This is a genomic window from Candidatus Eisenbacteria bacterium, assembly GCA_035577985.1.
Taxonomy (GTDB): Bacteria; Desulfobacterota; Binatia; order DP-6; family DP-6; genus DATJZY01.
This window is the reverse complement of sequence record DATJZY010000145.1, coordinates 14,682-29,737: the sequence shown is the minus strand read 5'-3', so window position 1 is coordinate 29,737 and position 15,056 is coordinate 14,682. Positions and strand designations below refer to the sequence as shown.

14 protein-coding genes are annotated in these 15,056 nt (G+C 71.0%); 4 read left to right on the top strand and 10 right to left on the bottom strand.

Going from position 1 to position 15,056, the window contains the following annotated elements; all coding sequences use genetic code 11:
* Positions 1-47 precede the first annotated feature (47 nt).
* Genes VMS22_20775 through pilM form a run of 10 tightly spaced genes read right to left on the bottom strand, consistent with a single transcriptional unit; the run spans position 48 to position 9,534 of the window.
* Positions 48-764, bottom strand: a complete 717-nt coding sequence (locus VMS22_20775) for a DUF2071 domain-containing protein (protein ID HXJ36477.1) — start codon at positions 762-764, stop codon at positions 48-50.
* 5 nt (positions 765-769) lie between these two features.
* Positions 770-1,777, bottom strand: coding sequence for a DUF1573 domain-containing protein (locus VMS22_20770; protein HXJ36476.1), 1,008 nt, complete (start codon positions 1,775-1,777; stop codon positions 770-772).
* Between the two features lie 47 nt (positions 1,778-1,824).
* A complete protein-coding gene (locus tag VMS22_20765) occupies positions 1,825-2,700 on the bottom strand; it encodes a hypothetical protein (protein ID HXJ36475.1) in 876 nt (291 codons plus the stop codon).
* Positions 2,701-2,744: 44 nt separating this feature from the next.
* The gene (aroB, locus tag VMS22_20760) at positions 2,745-3,863 is read right to left on the bottom strand and encodes a 3-dehydroquinate synthase (GenBank protein ID HXJ36474.1); all 1,119 of its coding nucleotides are present in this window, start codon (positions 3,861-3,863) and stop codon (positions 2,745-2,747) included.
* 7 nt (positions 3,864-3,870) lie between these two features.
* Positions 3,871-4,389, bottom strand: a complete 519-nt coding sequence (locus VMS22_20755) for a shikimate kinase (GenBank protein ID HXJ36473.1) — start codon at positions 4,387-4,389, stop codon at positions 3,871-3,873.
* A 13-nt stretch (positions 4,390-4,402) separates the two neighbouring features.
* Positions 4,403-6,613, bottom strand: coding sequence for a type IV pilus secretin PilQ (gene pilQ / locus VMS22_20750; protein ID HXJ36472.1), 2,211 nt, complete (start codon positions 6,611-6,613; stop codon positions 4,403-4,405).
* Positions 6,613-7,080, bottom strand: coding sequence for a pilus assembly protein PilP (locus tag VMS22_20745; protein HXJ36471.1), 468 nt, complete (start codon positions 7,078-7,080; stop codon positions 6,613-6,615). The genes pilQ and VMS22_20745 overlap by 1 nt, the downstream gene beginning before the upstream one ends.
* Positions 7,081-7,088: 8 nt before the next feature.
* Positions 7,089-7,739: a type 4a pilus biogenesis protein PilO gene (gene pilO, locus VMS22_20740; protein HXJ36470.1), complete on the bottom strand. Its 651-nt coding sequence runs from the start codon at positions 7,737-7,739 to the stop codon at positions 7,089-7,091.
* A complete protein-coding gene (locus tag VMS22_20735) occupies positions 7,736-8,395 on the bottom strand; it encodes a PilN domain-containing protein (protein ID HXJ36469.1) in 660 nt (219 codons plus the stop codon). The genes pilO and VMS22_20735 overlap by 4 nt, the downstream gene beginning before the upstream one ends.
* Positions 8,392-9,534: a type IV pilus assembly protein PilM gene (pilM, locus tag VMS22_20730; protein HXJ36468.1), complete on the bottom strand. Its 1,143-nt coding sequence runs from the start codon at positions 9,532-9,534 to the stop codon at positions 8,392-8,394. Before pilM ends, VMS22_20735 begins: the two co-directional genes overlap by 4 nt.
* 457 nt (positions 9,535-9,991) lie before the next feature.
* On the opposite strand from pilM, the gene priA reads away from it, so the two are divergent.
* Genes priA through rsmB form a run of 4 tightly spaced genes read left to right on the top strand, consistent with a single transcriptional unit; the run spans position 9,992 to position 15,044 of the window.
* Positions 9,992-12,208, top strand: coding sequence for a primosomal protein N' (priA, locus tag VMS22_20725; GenBank protein HXJ36467.1), 2,217 nt, complete (start codon positions 9,992-9,994; stop codon positions 12,206-12,208).
* 18 nt (positions 12,209-12,226) lie between these two features.
* On the top strand, positions 12,227-12,775 hold the full coding sequence (gene def, locus VMS22_20720) for a peptide deformylase (GenBank protein ID HXJ36466.1): 549 nt from the start codon (positions 12,227-12,229) through the stop codon (positions 12,773-12,775).
* Between the two features lie 35 nt (positions 12,776-12,810).
* Positions 12,811-13,728 carry a methionyl-tRNA formyltransferase gene (fmt, locus tag VMS22_20715; GenBank protein HXJ36465.1) on the top strand — a complete coding sequence of 306 codons (918 nt, stop codon included), beginning with the start codon at positions 12,811-12,813 and terminating at the stop codon, positions 13,726-13,728.
* Positions 13,713-15,044, top strand: a complete 1,332-nt coding sequence (gene rsmB / locus VMS22_20710) for a 16S rRNA (cytosine(967)-C(5))-methyltransferase RsmB (GenBank protein HXJ36464.1) — start codon at positions 13,713-13,715, stop codon at positions 15,042-15,044. Before fmt ends, rsmB begins: the two co-directional genes overlap by 16 nt.
* Positions 15,045-15,056: the final 12 nt, after the last annotated feature.

Genomic DNA, 15,056 nt, shown 5'->3' with positions numbered 1-15,056 from the left:
CCGGCGCAGACACGGCTCGGCGTCGCAGTCTGCCCGACGCGCTCGCGTCACTCCAGTCGCCGTCCGCGAAAGACGGCGACCGGGGAGCCCACCGCGAGCACGACCGACGCGGGCGCGGACCCGGTGAGGAACGACCAGGACGGGCCGTAGACCGCGCCGAAGTCGACGTCGATCGCGGCTGCCGCGTTCGGATAGATCTCCCAGACCGGGTGCCGCACCTCGTAGCGGATGGTGCGACCGCGCCGGTCGATCCCGAAGCCCCACTGGTGCTCCTTGAAGAAGTGCTCCACCCCATTCGTCGGCGCCGGGCAGGGCGGCTCGCTCGCAACGGCCGAGAAGCGTTGCAGCCGGCCCTCCCACTCGAAGCGATGCGTGACGGCGATCCGCCCGTCGTCGTGGCGCACGGAGCGACCCATCGCGGTCGCGCGATACGGCTCGTTGTAGAGTCGTCGCGCCACCGCCGCGACCAGGCGGCTCGGCACCAGCTCGCGCACGAAGACGACGCCTCGCTCGGCGCCCGACCGGACGTAGAAGCGCAGGTTCACCTCGGGAAAGTCGACGAGCCCCGGCCAGCGCACCCCGAGCACCCGCGTGTCGAGGAAGTCGAACGCCACCAGGCTGACGTAGGTGTGCCCGTCGCGCCGGTCGAGCTCGAGGCCGGGCGGGAGATGGCGGCGCAGCAGGTAGTCGGGCGCGACGTACGACGCCAGCAGGAGGTTCGCCCAGCGTGCCGTGAGAAAGGGACGCCCGGACGCCGAGTCCATCGCCGTCAGCCGCGGCGGCTCGGCGAGCGGACGATCGCGTAGAGTGGGACGACGACCCGATTCTCGTCGGGATGGGTCGTGAAGATCTCGACGTTGCCCTCGATCTTGCCCGGTGGAAGGCCATCGCGCAGCCGCAGGTTCAACTGATACTCGACGCCGTCCTCTATGGTGGTGAGGTCGTAGGTCACGGCCTGCGGCACGATCACCTTGGTGACCGCGATCGGGTGCTCGCTGCGATTGCGGATGTAGACCTCGCGCGGCGAGGCGGCTTCCCCCTCGGCGAGGGCGAACGTCACCTGTGGCGGCAGGACCGCGATGTCGCCTTCGATGGTGCCGAGGACGCGTACCGTCACCTGCGGCTGCCGCTCGCTCGTCGTGCGCAGGACGAGGTCCGCGTTGAAGCGCCCGACGGGCAGGTCGCCATCGAGCTCGACGACCACCTGCTGGCCGTGGTCGTCGGCTGCGGAATCGATCCAGGACCGGACGTGGGGATTCGTCGCCTCCACCGCGGTGACGAGGGCGGCGGGTCCCGGGCGCCCCGCGACGACGGTGAGCGAGCGCCGTACGACCGTGCCGCGCCGCACGTGCCCGAGGTAGAGGGGCGTCGGCGTGATCACGAGGTCGGTCAGCACCTGGCCGGTGAGCGTCACCGTGAGCGGCGTCCCGGCGGGATCGTTCGTGTAGACGGTGACCGTCTTCGTCGTGTGGCCCGAGAGGCGCGCGGTGTCGAGGCGGACGATGACGGAGCTGGCGTCGCCGGGCGCGATGGGATCGCCCGAGGCGACGCCGACGGTGCACGCGCAGGTGCCCTTCACGTGATCGATGCGCAGCCATTCGCCGCCCGTGTTGCGGACGCGGAAGATCTGCTCGATCACCTGGCCCTGCTCGGCCGTGCCGAAGTCGTATACCGGCTCGTCGACGACGGCCCGTGCGGCGCCGTCCGCGGCCGGTGCCGCCACCGCGCGCGCGAGCAGCACCAGCGCCCAGAAACACACGAGCCGGCGGGGATGCATGCGCATCGCTCTACCGCCGGCTCGCTGATCGCGCAATCGAATCGCGTCTAGTACACGCAGTTGCACTCCATCAGGTCACCCTGCGGCAGGCAGGTCCCGATGCAATCGGCGTTCGACGAGCAGGGAATCGACTTCACCACCGAGCAGGCGCCGCTCGCGGTGTCGCAGGTGCCGGCGAGGCAGGTGTTCGGGGCGTTCGGATCGCAGACCTCGGCGTTGTCGATGCGCCCGTTCCCGCACAGGTGGTCGAGGGTCAGCGTGAAGCTGATCGGGTTCGACTTGAAGCTCTTGCCGTCGTCGGCCACGCCGGACGCCACCGCCTGGATGATGAGCGGGAACGACACGTACACGTCCGAGGGCAGCGCGGCGTACTGCGCCCGCAGGCAGTGGATGATCTGCGAGTTCACCATGGGGAAGAGGTTCACGAAGGCGACGTGCGGCGCGCCGCTGCCCGTGTTGCCGGTGCCGTCGGGCGTGAGGCCGAACGGGAAGAGGTGCGCACCGGAGAACACCTGCACCTTGCGCAGCGAACGGCACGCGGTCGGAAAGCCGTTGCGCGTCGGGACGAACTGGCGGAACCGGCCGGCCCCGGCGATGCGCATCTTCAGCTGGACGTTGTCGATCGAGATGCCCTGGTGGGTCATCATGTTCACGAGCTCCATCCAGCCGCCGCAACGGGTGAGCGGGTAGCTCACCGTCGGGAAGCCGAGCGTGTTCCAGAGCCCGATCTCGTCGGAGCTGACCGGAATGCCCGAGTCCACGGTCGGGATCTGGCACTTCCCGTCGTCCGATGCCTCGGCCTCGAAGAACCCGGCCGCCCGCAGGACGAGCCCGTCGGTGCCCGCACCGGCCTCGCCCACCATGGCCAGCATGACCACGGCCGCGAGCGCCGCCCGCATCGCAGTACCTCTACGAATCCCCATGACTCCTCTCCTCCCAGCCCCTTTTGCTCCGACGGCTGCACGCCTCAGAGGTGTTGTGCGATCTCCTGTGCCGTGAGCTCGACGAACCGCACGCGGCCCACCTGCTCGACGGCAACGAAACGAATGCGTCCCTTCGACGACTTCTTGTCCGCTCGCATCGCCGTGACGAGCGCGGCCGGCGGCACGTCCCCGGGCAGATCCATGGGCAACCCGAGCGCCCGCAGGACGCCCCGGAGGCGGTCGACGGTCCCGGCGTCGCAGATGCCGAGCGCGTGCGAGACGCGCGCCGCCGCGACCATTCCCATCGCCACCGCCTCGCCGTGGAGGTAGCGACCGTAGGTAGTCGCGGCCTCGACCGCGTGGCCCACCGTGTGCCCGAAGTTGAGCACGGCGCGCTCGCCCCGCTCCTCGCGCTCGTCGGCCGACACGACGGCCGCCTTCTGGCGGGCGCACGACGCCACGACGGCCACGAGCGCCTCGGGGTCGAGTGACAGCAGGGCCTCGGGCGCGCGCTCGAGGCGCGCGAACAGCGCCGCGTCGCCGATGACGCCGTACTTCACGACCTCCGCCAGTCCCGCCAGCAGCTCGCGGCGCGGCAGGGTCGCCAGCGTCGCGACGTCGGCCACGACCAGGCGCGGCTGGTGGAAGGCGCCGATCAGGTTCTTGCCCGCCGGGTGGTCCACCGCGGTCTTCCCGCCGATGGCGGCGTCGACCTGCGCCAGCAGCGTCGTCGGGACCTGCACGACGGGCAGGCCGCGCAGCAACGTCGCCGCCGCGAAGCCGGTGAGATCGCCGATCACGCCGCCGCCGAGGGCGACGAGCGGCATCGTGCGCTCCACGCCCGCCGCCAGCAGCGCATCGTAGACGCGCGACAGCGTCGCGAGGTTCTTGTGCTCTTCGCCGTCCGGCACCACGACCACGACCGGCTCGAAGCCGGCGAGGCGCAGCGAGCGCTCGACGGGCGTACGATAGAGCGCGCCGACCCGATCGCTCGTCACGACCCCGCACCGTCCGCCGAACCCGAGGGCGGCGAGGCGCGAACCGAGCTCGCCGAGCAGCCCCTCGCCGACGACGACGGCGTACGAGCGCGGGCCGAGATCGACTCGGATCTCCTCCGAGCTCACCGCCGACACGACCATCGCCTCCGCCCACCGAGTCGCCATCGTCCGCTCACCGCACGTCCACTGCCGCGCGCACGCGGTCGACCACCTGGTCGACCGTGAGACCCGTCGTATCGATCGCGTGGGTGGCGCTGGCGTACGCGGACTCCCGCGCCGCGAGCAGGGATTGGATCCGCTCGAGCCGCTCGCTCTTCGTCTTGGCCGATGCGAGCAGCGGACGACTTGACGCGTCCGGAATGCGCCGCAGGATCTCCTCCGGCGACGCGGTGAGACACACGATCGGTCCGGCCGCCGCGAGCCGGCGCCGGTTGTCGCGATCGAGGAGCGCGCCGCCGCCCGTGGCGACGACGGCGTCGGGGATCGCGCAGGCTTCCGTCACCGCTTCGCGCTCGAGCGCGCGGAACGCCGCCTCGCCCTGGGTGGCGAAGATCTCGGCCACGCGACGCCCCGCCTTCATCTCGACCAAGCGGTCGGTGTCGACGAACGTGCGTCCGAGCGTACGTGCCAGTCGGCGTCCCACTTCGGTTTTTCCCGTCCCCATGAAGCCCGTGAGTATGATCTGCGCCACGACCTCGCGGACGTTAGCCCCCGCGGCGCTCCGCCCACAACTGATTCGAGGGCGGGAGGCTCGCCGTGCCCGCATCGACGACCTTCGGCGTGAGGAACACGATCAGCTCCTCGTGGTGCTTGGACTCGAGGGTCCGCTTGAAGAGCCACCCCAGCGCCGGGATCTTGCTCAGGTACGGCATCCCGTCCTCGCGGTCGTCGCCGATGGTGCGGTAGATGCCGCCCAGCACGACGGTGTCTCCATTGCGGATGAGAACGTTCGAGTTGGCCTCGCGGCTGACTTCGCTCGGGATCCCGTCGACGGCCCGCGTGAAGTCGGGCTGGCTCGACTTGGCGTAGATGCTCATCAGCACGAATCCGTCCGACGAGACCTGCGGGGTCACGACGAGCGTGATGCCGGTGTTGATCTTCTCGGTCGCGGTGGTCCCGCCGCCCGCCGACCCGCCGGCGCCCGTGTTGATGACGGTGCCGGTCGAGGGCAGCTTCACGCGCAGAATCGTCAAGCTCTGGATGGTCGCCGCGACGTTGTTCATGGTGATGACGCGCGGGCGGCTGATGACCTTCGCCTTGCCCTCGTTCTCGAGCGCCGTCAGGCGAACCGACAGCGTGTTCGCGCCGTTGAGCGAACCGAGCGCCAGGTCGATCGCCGAGCCCGATCCGGCACCGAAGCCGTTGCCGAACCCCGTCGGCACCGGGAAGTCGGCGAGGAACGGAACCGGCAGCGGAACGGCGCCCGTCCCCGAGGGCGGCGGCGCCGTGCCGACGCCGAGGCCGCTTCCACCGACGCCGATCGTGCCGGGGAAGTTCGCGCCCGTCGGCGTTCCCGTCGATGGTCCCTGCTGGTTCTGATAGCCCCACTGCACGCCGAGGCCGCGCGCGAAGTCCTGCGTCGCCTCGACGATGTTCGCCTCGATCAGCACCTGCGGGCTCTGGACGTCGAGCTCCTTGATCAGGTGGCTCGCATCGTCGACGCCCCGGCCGATGTCACGCACGATGACGGTGTTGGTGCGCTCGTCGAACGTGACCGCGCCGCGATCCGTCAGCACGCCCTTCACCTTGTCGACCAGCGACTCGTCGGCGCGGGCGTAGTTCACCCGCACGTACTTCACGCGCAGCGGCTCGAGCTCGTTCTCGGAGTCTTCGGCCGCCTTCAGCGAATCACGCTCTTCCTTCAGGCGGTTCACGGACGACACGCGGACGACGTTGCCGTCCTCGGTCTTCTCGAGCCGGTTCGTGCGGAGCACCAGGTCGAAGGCCTGGTCCCACGGCACGTCGGTCAGGTGGAGCGTGACCTTGCCCTGCACGTCGTCGGTCGCGATGATGTTGAGACCGCTGACGTCGGCCAGCACGCGGAGCACGTTCTGGATGTCCGCGTCCTTGAAATCGAGCGAGATCTTCTCGCCGTGGAAGACCGGGGTCGGCACCACGGGACCGAGCGTGTCCTTGCTGTCCTTACGGACGACGCGCGACGGCTGCTGCGGCCGAACCGCCTCGGGCACCGCGGGCGGCTCGTAGGCGATCGGCTGCGGCCGATTGCGATCCGGCAACGGTGACGGCGTCGCGATCGGGCCGGCCTCGGGCATGGGCGTCGGCTCGGGCGTCGGAGCCGCCTTCGGAGCCGGCTCCGCCTTCGGAGCCGGCGCAGCCTGCGGGGCCGGCGCGGGCGTCTCGACCATCGCGGCCAACACGGGCTGCGAGGTCTCGTCGGTCGCGCGCTCGCGCGCCGTCTTCGGCGCAGCCGTCGCGGGATTGCCGAGGTCGGCGACCACCGTGTCGCCCTCCTGGCGGACGTCACGGATCTCGACCTTCTGCTTGAGATCGAGCACGATCCGAAGCTGCCCGGCGTAGGGGGCCACGCGGACCCGCGACACGACCGGGTCGGTCATCGCGTAGCGCTTCTCGCGGATGCGGTCCGCGTACGGACCGGCGACGTCGACGACGACGCGCGGGGGCGACGCGAGCGAGAAGTTGCGGACGCCGTCGGGCGCGCGCGTCAGCGCGACCACGACCTTGCGGCCCTCGGTGGTCGCCTCGACGCGAACGTCGCGAATGGCGAGTGACTGTGCATCTTGCACCGCAGCGGCCTGCGTCGGGGTCCCAGGCTCCGTCTCCGGCACGGCGATCGGCTGCTCTTCCAGCGTCGCGGCCACCCCGCGCGACCCGATCGTCGCGGCGGCGCAGCCGGCGAACACGAGCAGCATGAACCCACGTCCGAGCGCCCTCATCACTTCCCCCTCTCCTCGGTCGCCAGCTCCATCACCACTTCGGACGTCTGGCGATCCCCGTAGAAATCGACGGATTCCTCTTCAACTCGAAGCTTGCCCTGTTCGATCGCCTTCACCGCGCCGCCGTTGGCGCCGATCGCGGTGCCGACTTTCACGATGTAGCCGAGCCCGGCGTCGTCCTCGACGACCGCGCGCGGCTCGTTCGCCTGATAGATCACGGCCACGAGCTTCAGCTGGCCGATGTCGTAGCGCTGGAGCGGCGAACGGATCTCGCCGGTGGCGGTCGTCTGATTCGCGCGCGGCGGCCGGAAGGGATCCCGGCGTCCGGCCGGATCGTAGGCCGCGTCCCCCGCGGACGGCGAATGCGCGAGCGCGCGCGGGGCAGCGGGCGCTCCGGCGCTCTCCGGTTCGGCCGCCACGGCCGCGCGGGCGACCAGCAGCGCCATCCCCACGAGCAGTGTCGTCATATGCCGCTTCATGCGTCTTTCTCCGGCGCCCCACCGGGCTTGCCCTTGCCTTCCTTCTCCTTCTCGATGGCGCGCTGCTTGCGCTCGGTCTCGTCGAGGAAGCGGAAGGTCGTCGCCGTGCAGGCGGCGTCGAGCAGGAGCACGTCGCCTTCGATGCGCGGCTTCTTCAGCTGAATGTCGGACACGTTCACGATGCGGTCGAGCCGCTTCACGCGGTCCATGAAGAGCGCGAGCTCGTGGTACGTGCCGCGCATTTCCATCTGGACTGGAACGTCGGCGTAGAACTCCGAGTACGCCTCCGGCTTCTGCCGGAAGAGCGTCAGGTCGAGCCCGACGGCGCGCGCGCTGGCCGCGATGTTCGAGAGCAGATCCGCGATCTCGCGGCCCTCGGGGAGGCGCGCCTCGGCCCGCTTCACGTCGGCCTGCAGGTCGCGGATGCGCTTCTCCTCGTCCGCGCGGGCGTTCACCTTGATGCGCTTCTGCTCGAGCTGGGCCTGCTGCCCCCCGAGCTGGTCCTTCAGCTCGGTGAGTGCCGCGGCCTTCGGCCCGTAGACGTACTGGTAGTCGATCAGGAAGATGAGGGCGATCAGGCCGATCGTCGCGCCGAGCTTCTGGGCGATGGGCCAGTCGCGAATGGAGTCGATCAACCCCTCCATCATGGCGTGATCCTCCCGCGCGAGGCCGTCACGGTCGGATCGTCCGACAGCGCGGCCGTCCGCTTCGGCGGCTGCGGCGCCGCCCCGGGCTTCTGCACGGCCGGGGTCGTCGTGGCGCCGGCGTAGTTGACGTGCGCCTTGAGGGCGAACTTCTTCTGCTTGACGCCGTCCTGGTTCACCTGCGTCGTCTCTTCGAGGTCGACGTTCTGGAAGTAGGTGGACGTGCCGAGCTTGCGCAGGAAGTCGGCGATCGTCTGCTCGTCGACGCTGAAGCCCTGCATGTGCACCGTGCCCGCCGCCTCGGCGAACTCCGTGAGCCAGAGCTTGTCCGGCGTGGCGCTCGAGAGGTCGGCGAGCATGCGCACGGGCCCGGCGCTGCGCGCCTCGAGCTGCGAGATGACCTTCAGCTTCTCCTCGAGCTCCTTCTGCTGGGCCTGGATGCGCAACACGTCGCCGTACGGCCCGGCGATCGCCTGGAGCTCTTCGGTGACCTGCGTCACGCGCCGCTGCGTGGCGGCGTACCGCGCCGCCTGGATCGAGTGCCCGATGACCAGCAGGAAGGCGCCGACCGCGACGATCAGGCCGACGGTCGCGAGCTGCTGCCGCTGATCCGCGGCACGCTGCGCCTCTTCAGTGGGAAGCAGATTGATGCGGATCATTTGTCCCCCGGACGGCGGGTCGCGAGCCCGACGGTGACGGCCAGCGCAGGCCCGCTCTGCTCGATGACGCTGCGGTCGACCTTCCCGTCGAGGGTGATCCGGCGGAAGGGGTCGACGACGTCGACCTTGGTGTCGAGTCGCTCCTTCAGCTGCGCCGAAAGCCCCGGCATGCGGGCCGGACCGCCCGACAGAAGGACGGCGCCGAGCGGCTCGTCGGTGGCGGCGGTCCAGAAGAACGAGAGCGCCCGCTGCACTTCCTCGACGATGAACTCGGTGACCGAGCTGAGCACGGATTCGGCGTCGTCGGGCGTGAGATTCCCCGCCGACTGGCCGCGCTTGAGGGCGTCGGCGTCCTGCGGAGACACGCCGAGCTGCCGCACGAGCGCGTCGGTGAATTCCGCGCCGCCGACCGGCACGTCGCCGGTGAACGTGGAGCGACCGTCTTTCAGGATGTTGATCGACGAGTAGCGCGCACCGATGTTGACGAGGGCGACCGAACCGCCTTCGCTCACGTCGTAGTTCAGCTCGAACATGTTCTCGAGCGCGAAGTAGTCGACGTCGACGATCGCGGGATCGAGCCCGGCGGCGCGGATGGCGGCGGTGTAGCTGTTGATGATGTCGCGCTTCACCGCGACCACCAGCACCTCCATCTTGTTCCCGTCCTCCATCCAATCGACGACCTGGTAGTCCAGGTAGACGTTGTCGAGGGAGTCGGGGATCAGCTGCTGCGCCTCGGCCAGCACCGCGCCGTCGATGTTGCTGCCGGATTGCGCGGGCAACACGACCTTCTTCACGATCACGGCCGGACCCGGCACCGCGGTGATCACGCCGGTCGACTGCGCGCCCGTCTTCTGGACGAGCGCCCGGATCGCATCGACGACCGGTCCCTCGTCCTGGATGACGTTCGACTGGATCACGGTCGGCGGCACGGGGGCCGTCGCGAGTGCCGTCAGACGCGGGCCCGACGGACCGTGAAACACCTCGGCGAGCTTGATGCTGCTCGAGCCGATGTCCAGGACGAGCATGCCGTCCTGACGCTTGAACGGGTTCTGGAGGTTCGCACCGAGCAGCGATTGCAGCTTGCCCAGCTGAAATCTGCGTACGAGCCCAGCCGGATTCAACAGGTCTGGCAGCGCCACGGCCACATCCTCCCCATCATCACCACACCCTCACCACCCCCACGGGTGGTCCGCTCGCCTGTCGCAAAAGTCCAAAAATCTGACTCTGCAAGACTAGTATGCTCCGCTAGCCCCTTGGTTGTCAAAGCATCCACCGTCACTTCCTGCCTCGCACTCGTTGATCTTCAGCAACCAGCGTGCCCGACCGCGCGGACTCCTCTCCGCGCCTCTCGAATGCAGATGATGCCCCAAAAACGAGAAGACCCGGTCGTGTCTCCACGACCAGGTCTCCTCGTGTGCAGAAAGGAGGGGCTGAGACGCAGTGGTGCAAGCGTGGTGCCACGAAGATCCGAGAAAACGCCGCGAAATCCCTCGACGACGCATGCGCCGTCGCGTCGAGATGTTGCCACGCGCGCCGGCAAGCTGACGGCGGGAGAAATTTGACACCCCGAGCGCCCGCTCCTAGTTCGGTGCACGGATGAACGGGCTCGTCGAGATCGCACCGCTTCCGCCCGTCCCGCAGCACGACCTGTTCACCTATCTCGTCCCGACCGCGATGCGGGAGCACATCCAGGTCGGCATGCGCGTGCGCGTGCCGCTCGGGAGGCAGACCCGCACGGGGCTCGTGGCGGGATTCACAGCCGATGCGCCGGCGCGGGGCGACGTCCGGACGGTGCTGGACCTCCTCGACACCGCACCCTTCGTGCCCGCCGATCTGCTCGAGCTGTGTCGCTGGACGGCACGCTACTATCTGGCCTCGCTCGCCGAGGTGATCGGCACGATCGTCCCGGGACGGGTTCCCGAGGCGACGCAGGAGCTCGGCGTCCGCCTCCTGCGCCGCCTCGATCCGGAGGAAGAGGAGCGCCTGCTGCGCCGGGCGCCCGCACGGGCCGCCGCGTATCGTGCGCTGGCGGGCACCGCGGCGGGTGCGCTCCTCGCCCGCGACGCCCAGGCCGCCGGTATTCGATCCGACGCCATCCGCGGACTGGTGATCGCGGGTCTCGCGGAGCGGTTCCAGCAGCCCGCCGAGCGCACGGCGCCTGCCCAGCCGGCGCCGGCGCCGCGGCCGCCCCTCACTTCCGAGCAGCAGGCGGCCGCCGACGCCATCGCGGACGCCGTGCGGACAGGGCAGCACGCCTCCTTCGTCCTCCATGGCATCACGGGCAGCGGCAAGACCGAGGTCTTCCTCGCGGCCGCCGAGGCGACCCTCGCCGCGGGGCGCGACGTCCTGGTCCTCGTACCCGAGATCGCCCTCACCCATCAGGCCGTGGCCCGCGTCCGGGAGCGCTTCGGCGATACGGTCGCCGTCCTGCACAGCGGGCTCGGTCCGCGCGAGCGCTGGAGCGAGTGGCGGCGGATCGTCACACGCGAGGCCCGCGTGGTGGTCGGTGCCCGATCCGCCGTGTTCGCGCCCGTCGGCCGTCTGGGGCTGGTCGTCGTCGACGAGGAGCACGACGGGTCGTACAAGCAGGAGGACGGCATCCGCTACCACGCGCGCGACCTCGCCGTGGTGCGAGCCCGTCTCGCCGGTGGCGTCGTCGTCCTCGCCTCGGCGACGCCGAGCGCCGAGACCTATCACGCGGCGACGACCGGCCGGCATCGCCTCCTGGAGCTCCATGCCCGTCCTACCGCGCAGCCGCTTCCGGCCGTCGATCTCGTCGATCTCCGGGGACGGCCGCGGACGGACGAGCCGGGGCTCTTCTCGGACGAGCTCCGCGCCGCGCTGGACGAAACGATCGCGCGCGGCGAGCAGGCGCTCGTGTTCTTGAATCGCCGCGGCTTCGCCACCTACCTGCAGTGTCCCTCGTGCGGCGCCACGGCGAGCTGTCCGCACTGCAGCGTCACGCTCACGTGGCATCGCGCGCGCGGGGCCCTCGCCTGCCACCACTGCCAGTTCCATCGACGGCCGCCGGCGCGCTGCGAGAGCTGTCAGGGCCCCCCGCTCGAAGCCTATGGCATCGGCACCGAGCGCATCGAGGCGACCCTGCGAGCGGCGCACCCGGGCGTCAACGTCGAGCGCCTCGACCGCGATGTGGCGGCGCGCGCCGGCGCGCAGCGACGCATCCTGCGCGACTGGCACGACGGGTCGATCAGCGTCCTCGTCGGCACCCAGATGGTGAGCAAGGGCCACGACGTCCCGGGGGTCACGCTGGTCGCCGTCCTGCTCGCCGACCAGTCGCTCAACGTGCCCGACTTCCGGGCCGCCGAACGGACGTTCCAGCTCCTCGTCCAGGTGGCGGGGCGCGCGGGGCGGGGCGCGCGGGCCGGTCGCGTGATCGTGCAGACGCTGCGGCCGACGCATCCGAGCCTCGTCGCGGCGCGCACGCACGACTATCGTGCCTTCGTCACCGAGGAGCTGGCGCGCCGCAAGGCGCTCGGCTACCCGCCGTTCGCGCGGCTCGTGCTCCTGCGGCTCGACGGCAAGGTCGACGCCGGGGTCGAGCGGGCGGCGCGCGGCCTCGCCCAGCGCTTGCGGGCACAGGCACGTGCGCTCGGCATGGGCGACGAGGCCGTGCTCGGTCCCGCGCCGCCGCCCGTGGAGCGCGTCCGGGGGCGCTATCGCTGGCAGCTCCTGCTGCGCCATGCCGACGTCCGCAGCCTGCGGGCGCTCGCACGCGCGGCGCGCGGGCTCGCGCGCGAGATCCGCCAGCGCGGGCTTCGACTCGTCGTTGATGTCGACCCGGTGAGCATGTAGCGTTTCGCCGCAACGTCGATGGCGCTGCGCAAGATCCTCACCTATCCGGACACGCGCCTGAAGGACGTCGCGACCCCGGTCACGAACATCGACGCGCCCATCGCGCGTCTGTGCGAGGATCTGGCCGAGACCATGTATGCCGCGCCGGGGATCGGCCTCGCCGCAACGCAGGTGGGCGAGCCCGTGCGCGTCATCGTCCTCGACGTCCACGACAAGGAGGAAGGCCCCGGCAAGCGCTTGATGAAGCTCGTGAACCCCGAGATCGCCCAGCGCGAAGGCGAGATCGTCTTCGAGGAGGGCTGCCTCTCGGTGCCGGACTTCACCGCCGAGGTGAAACGCGCCGAGCGGATCCTGTTGCGGGCCTGGACGCCGGACGAGAAGGAGATCGAGATCGAGGCCGACGGGCTCCTCGCCGTCGCCCTCCAGCACGAGCTCGACCATCTGGACGGCAAGCTCTTCATCGATCGCCTGTCGCGCCTGAAGCGCGATCTCTATCGGGCCCGTCAACGCAAGCTCGATCGGCAGGGACGCCCCGGCCCGACCGGGCGTACGCCCCACATCATCTGACCACCACGTCGCAGGCGCCCTGGCGCATCGTGTTCATGGGTACGCCCACCTTCGCGTGCCCGAGCCTGGCGGCGCTCCTCGCTCGATCCGATCCCGTGGTCGGCGTCGTGTGCCAGCCGGACCGACCTCGGGGCCGCGGGCTCGCCTTGGCTCCGCCGGAGGTGAAGGTGCTGGCGCTCCGCCACGGCCTGCCGGTCTTCCAGCCCGACAAGGTCCGGGCTCCCGCGTTCCTCGATGCGCTGCGAACGCTCGCCCCCGATCTCATCGTGGTGGCGGCCTACGGACGCATCCTGCCGCGCGCGATCCTCGACCTCCCGCCCCGCGGCTGCATCAACGTGCACGCATCGATCCTCCCGCGACACCGTGGCGCGGCGCCGATCCAGCACGCCATCCTCGCGGGAGACGCCGAGACCGGCGTCACCATCATGGCCATGAGCGAGGAGATGGACGCCGGCGACGTGCTGCTGGTCCGCAGGACGCCGATCCTGCCGGACGACACCGGCGGCACGCTCACCGACCGCCTCGCGCAGCTCGGCGCGGAGGCGCTGGGCGAGACGATCGACGGCCTCGCGGCGGGGGCCATCCACCCCACGCCCCAGCCGGCGACGGGCATCACGTTCGCGCCCCGCATCGAGCACGAGCACACGAGGCTCGACTGGACGAAGCCCGCCAACCAGCTCGAGCGGGCCGTGCGCGCCTTCGCCCCCGAACCGGCCGCCTTCACGACCCTGCGGGGTGCGACGCTGAAGGTGTACGGGGCGACCGTGGCGAGCGACGCGCCCGCGGGGGTGCCGGGCACCGTCGTCGTGGCGACCTCGCGCCGTCTCGTCGTCGCGTGCGGGGACGGGGGCCTCGCGCTCGACGAGGTCCAGCTCCAGGGCCGGCGCCGGATGGCGATCGGACCGTTCCTCGCCGGGAACCGGGTCGCTCCGGGCACATGCCTCGGCGTGTAGCCGCGGGTGCCGATCCTCGCCGGGTCGCGTTCGAGGTCCTGGAGCGCGTCGCGACGACCGGGGCCTTCGCCGACGTCCTGCTGTCGCACCGCCTCGAGTCGGCCGGGCTCGAGGGGGCCGATCGGGGGCTCGCGACCGAGCTGGTCTACGGGACGCTCACCTGGCAGGGCCGGATCGACCATCATCTATCTTCTCTCGTCCGCGGCGGGCTCGGGGCCCTCGACCTGCCGGTCCTGCTGTCGCTGCGTCTCGGCCTCTACCAGCTCCTGTTCCTCGACCGCGTCCCCGCCTACGCCGCCGTCGACGGGAGCGTGCGGCTCGCCGGGTCGTCGGGGCGCGGAGCCAAGGGGCTCGTGAACGCGGTCCTGCGGCGGGCGAGCCGCCTCGGGAGATCGGGACTTTCCCTCCCCGACGCTGCCGACCCGATCGCGCGGCTGGCGGTCGAGTGGTCGCACCCGCGCTGGCTCGTCGAGCGATGGGCCGGAGAGCTCGGCCTCGACGTGCTCCCTCGGGCCCTCGAGGCGAACGACTGGCCGGCCGCGACCGTCCTGCGGACGAACCTCCGGCGCACGACGCGGGCGGCGCTGCTCACCGAGCTGCGCGAGGCCGGTCTCGCGGCCGTCGAGGGGGCGTACGTTCCGACGGCGATCGTGATCGAACGCGCCGCCGGACGGCTCCGCTCCCTGGCCGCCTACCGGGAAGGTCGGTTCGCCTTCCAGGGCGAAGCCTCACAGCTCGTCGCATCCCTCGCCACCGGCCCGCGGGTGCTCGACGCCTGCGCCGGTGCGGGCGGCAAGACGCTCGCGATCGCCGAGCGGCTCGGCTCCGAAGGGATGGTCGTCGCCATGGATCCCATGCGGGCCGGGCTCCGGCGCCTCGTCGCCGAGCGCCGGCGCCTGGGCGAGCCGGCCGCACCTGCGATCGCCGCCGACGCCCGCCGCCCGGCGACGCGGAAGCAGTTCGACACCGTGCTCGTCGACGCGCCGTGCTCCGGGCTCGGCACGCTCCGCCAGCATCCCGAGCTGCGCTGGCACCGCCGCCCCGAAGACATTCCCCGTCTGGCCGAGCTGCAGCTCCAGATTCTCGCCGGCGTCGCGCAGCTCGTGGTCGCCGGCGGCGCGCTCGTCTACGCCGTCTGCACGCAGACGACCGAAGAGACGACCGGCGTGACCGACGCCTTCCTCGCCGCGCATCCGAGGTTCGCCGTCGAACCTCTCGCCATCGCGTGCGCCGGCGCGGACGGCTTCCTGCGTACGGCGCCTCACACGCACGGTCTCGACGGCTTCTTCGCCGCACGCCTGCGCGCGGCGAGCTGACCGCGACGCGCC

Bases quoted from the DNA above. Each gene is read 5' to 3' on its own strand.
- VMS22_20775 (HXJ36477.1), bottom strand. From the start codon at position 764: ATGGACTCGGCGTCCGGGCGTCCCTTTCTCACGGCACGCTGGGCGAAC.
- VMS22_20770 (HXJ36476.1), bottom strand. From the start codon at position 1,777: ATGCATCCCCGCCGGCTCGTGTGTTTCTGGGCGCTGGTGCTGCTCGCG.
- VMS22_20765 (HXJ36475.1), bottom strand. From the start codon at position 2,700: ATGGGGATTCGTAGAGGTACTGCGATGCGGGCGGCGCTCGCGGCCGTG.
- aroB (HXJ36474.1), bottom strand. From the start codon at position 3,863: ATGGCGACTCGGTGGGCGGAGGCGATGGTCGTGTCGGCGGTGAGCTCG.
- pilQ (HXJ36472.1), bottom strand. From the start codon at position 6,613: ATGAGGGCGCTCGGACGTGGGTTCATGCTGCTCGTGTTCGCCGGCTGC.
- VMS22_20745 (HXJ36471.1), bottom strand. From the start codon at position 7,080: ATGACGACACTGCTCGTGGGGATGGCGCTGCTGGTCGCCCGCGCGGCC.
- pilO (HXJ36470.1), bottom strand. From the start codon at position 7,739: ATGATGGAGGGGTTGATCGACTCCATTCGCGACTGGCCCATCGCCCAG.
- VMS22_20735 (HXJ36469.1), bottom strand. From the start codon at position 8,395: ATGATCCGCATCAATCTGCTTCCCACTGAAGAGGCGCAGCGTGCCGCG.
- priA (HXJ36467.1), top strand. From the start codon at position 9,992: ATGAACGGGCTCGTCGAGATCGCACCGCTTCCGCCCGTCCCGCAGCAC.
- def (HXJ36466.1), top strand. From the start codon at position 12,227: ATGGCGCTGCGCAAGATCCTCACCTATCCGGACACGCGCCTGAAGGAC.
- fmt (HXJ36465.1), top strand. From the start codon at position 12,811: ATGGGTACGCCCACCTTCGCGTGCCCGAGCCTGGCGGCGCTCCTCGCT.
- rsmB (HXJ36464.1), top strand. From the start codon at position 13,713: ATGCCTCGGCGTGTAGCCGCGGGTGCCGATCCTCGCCGGGTCGCGTTC.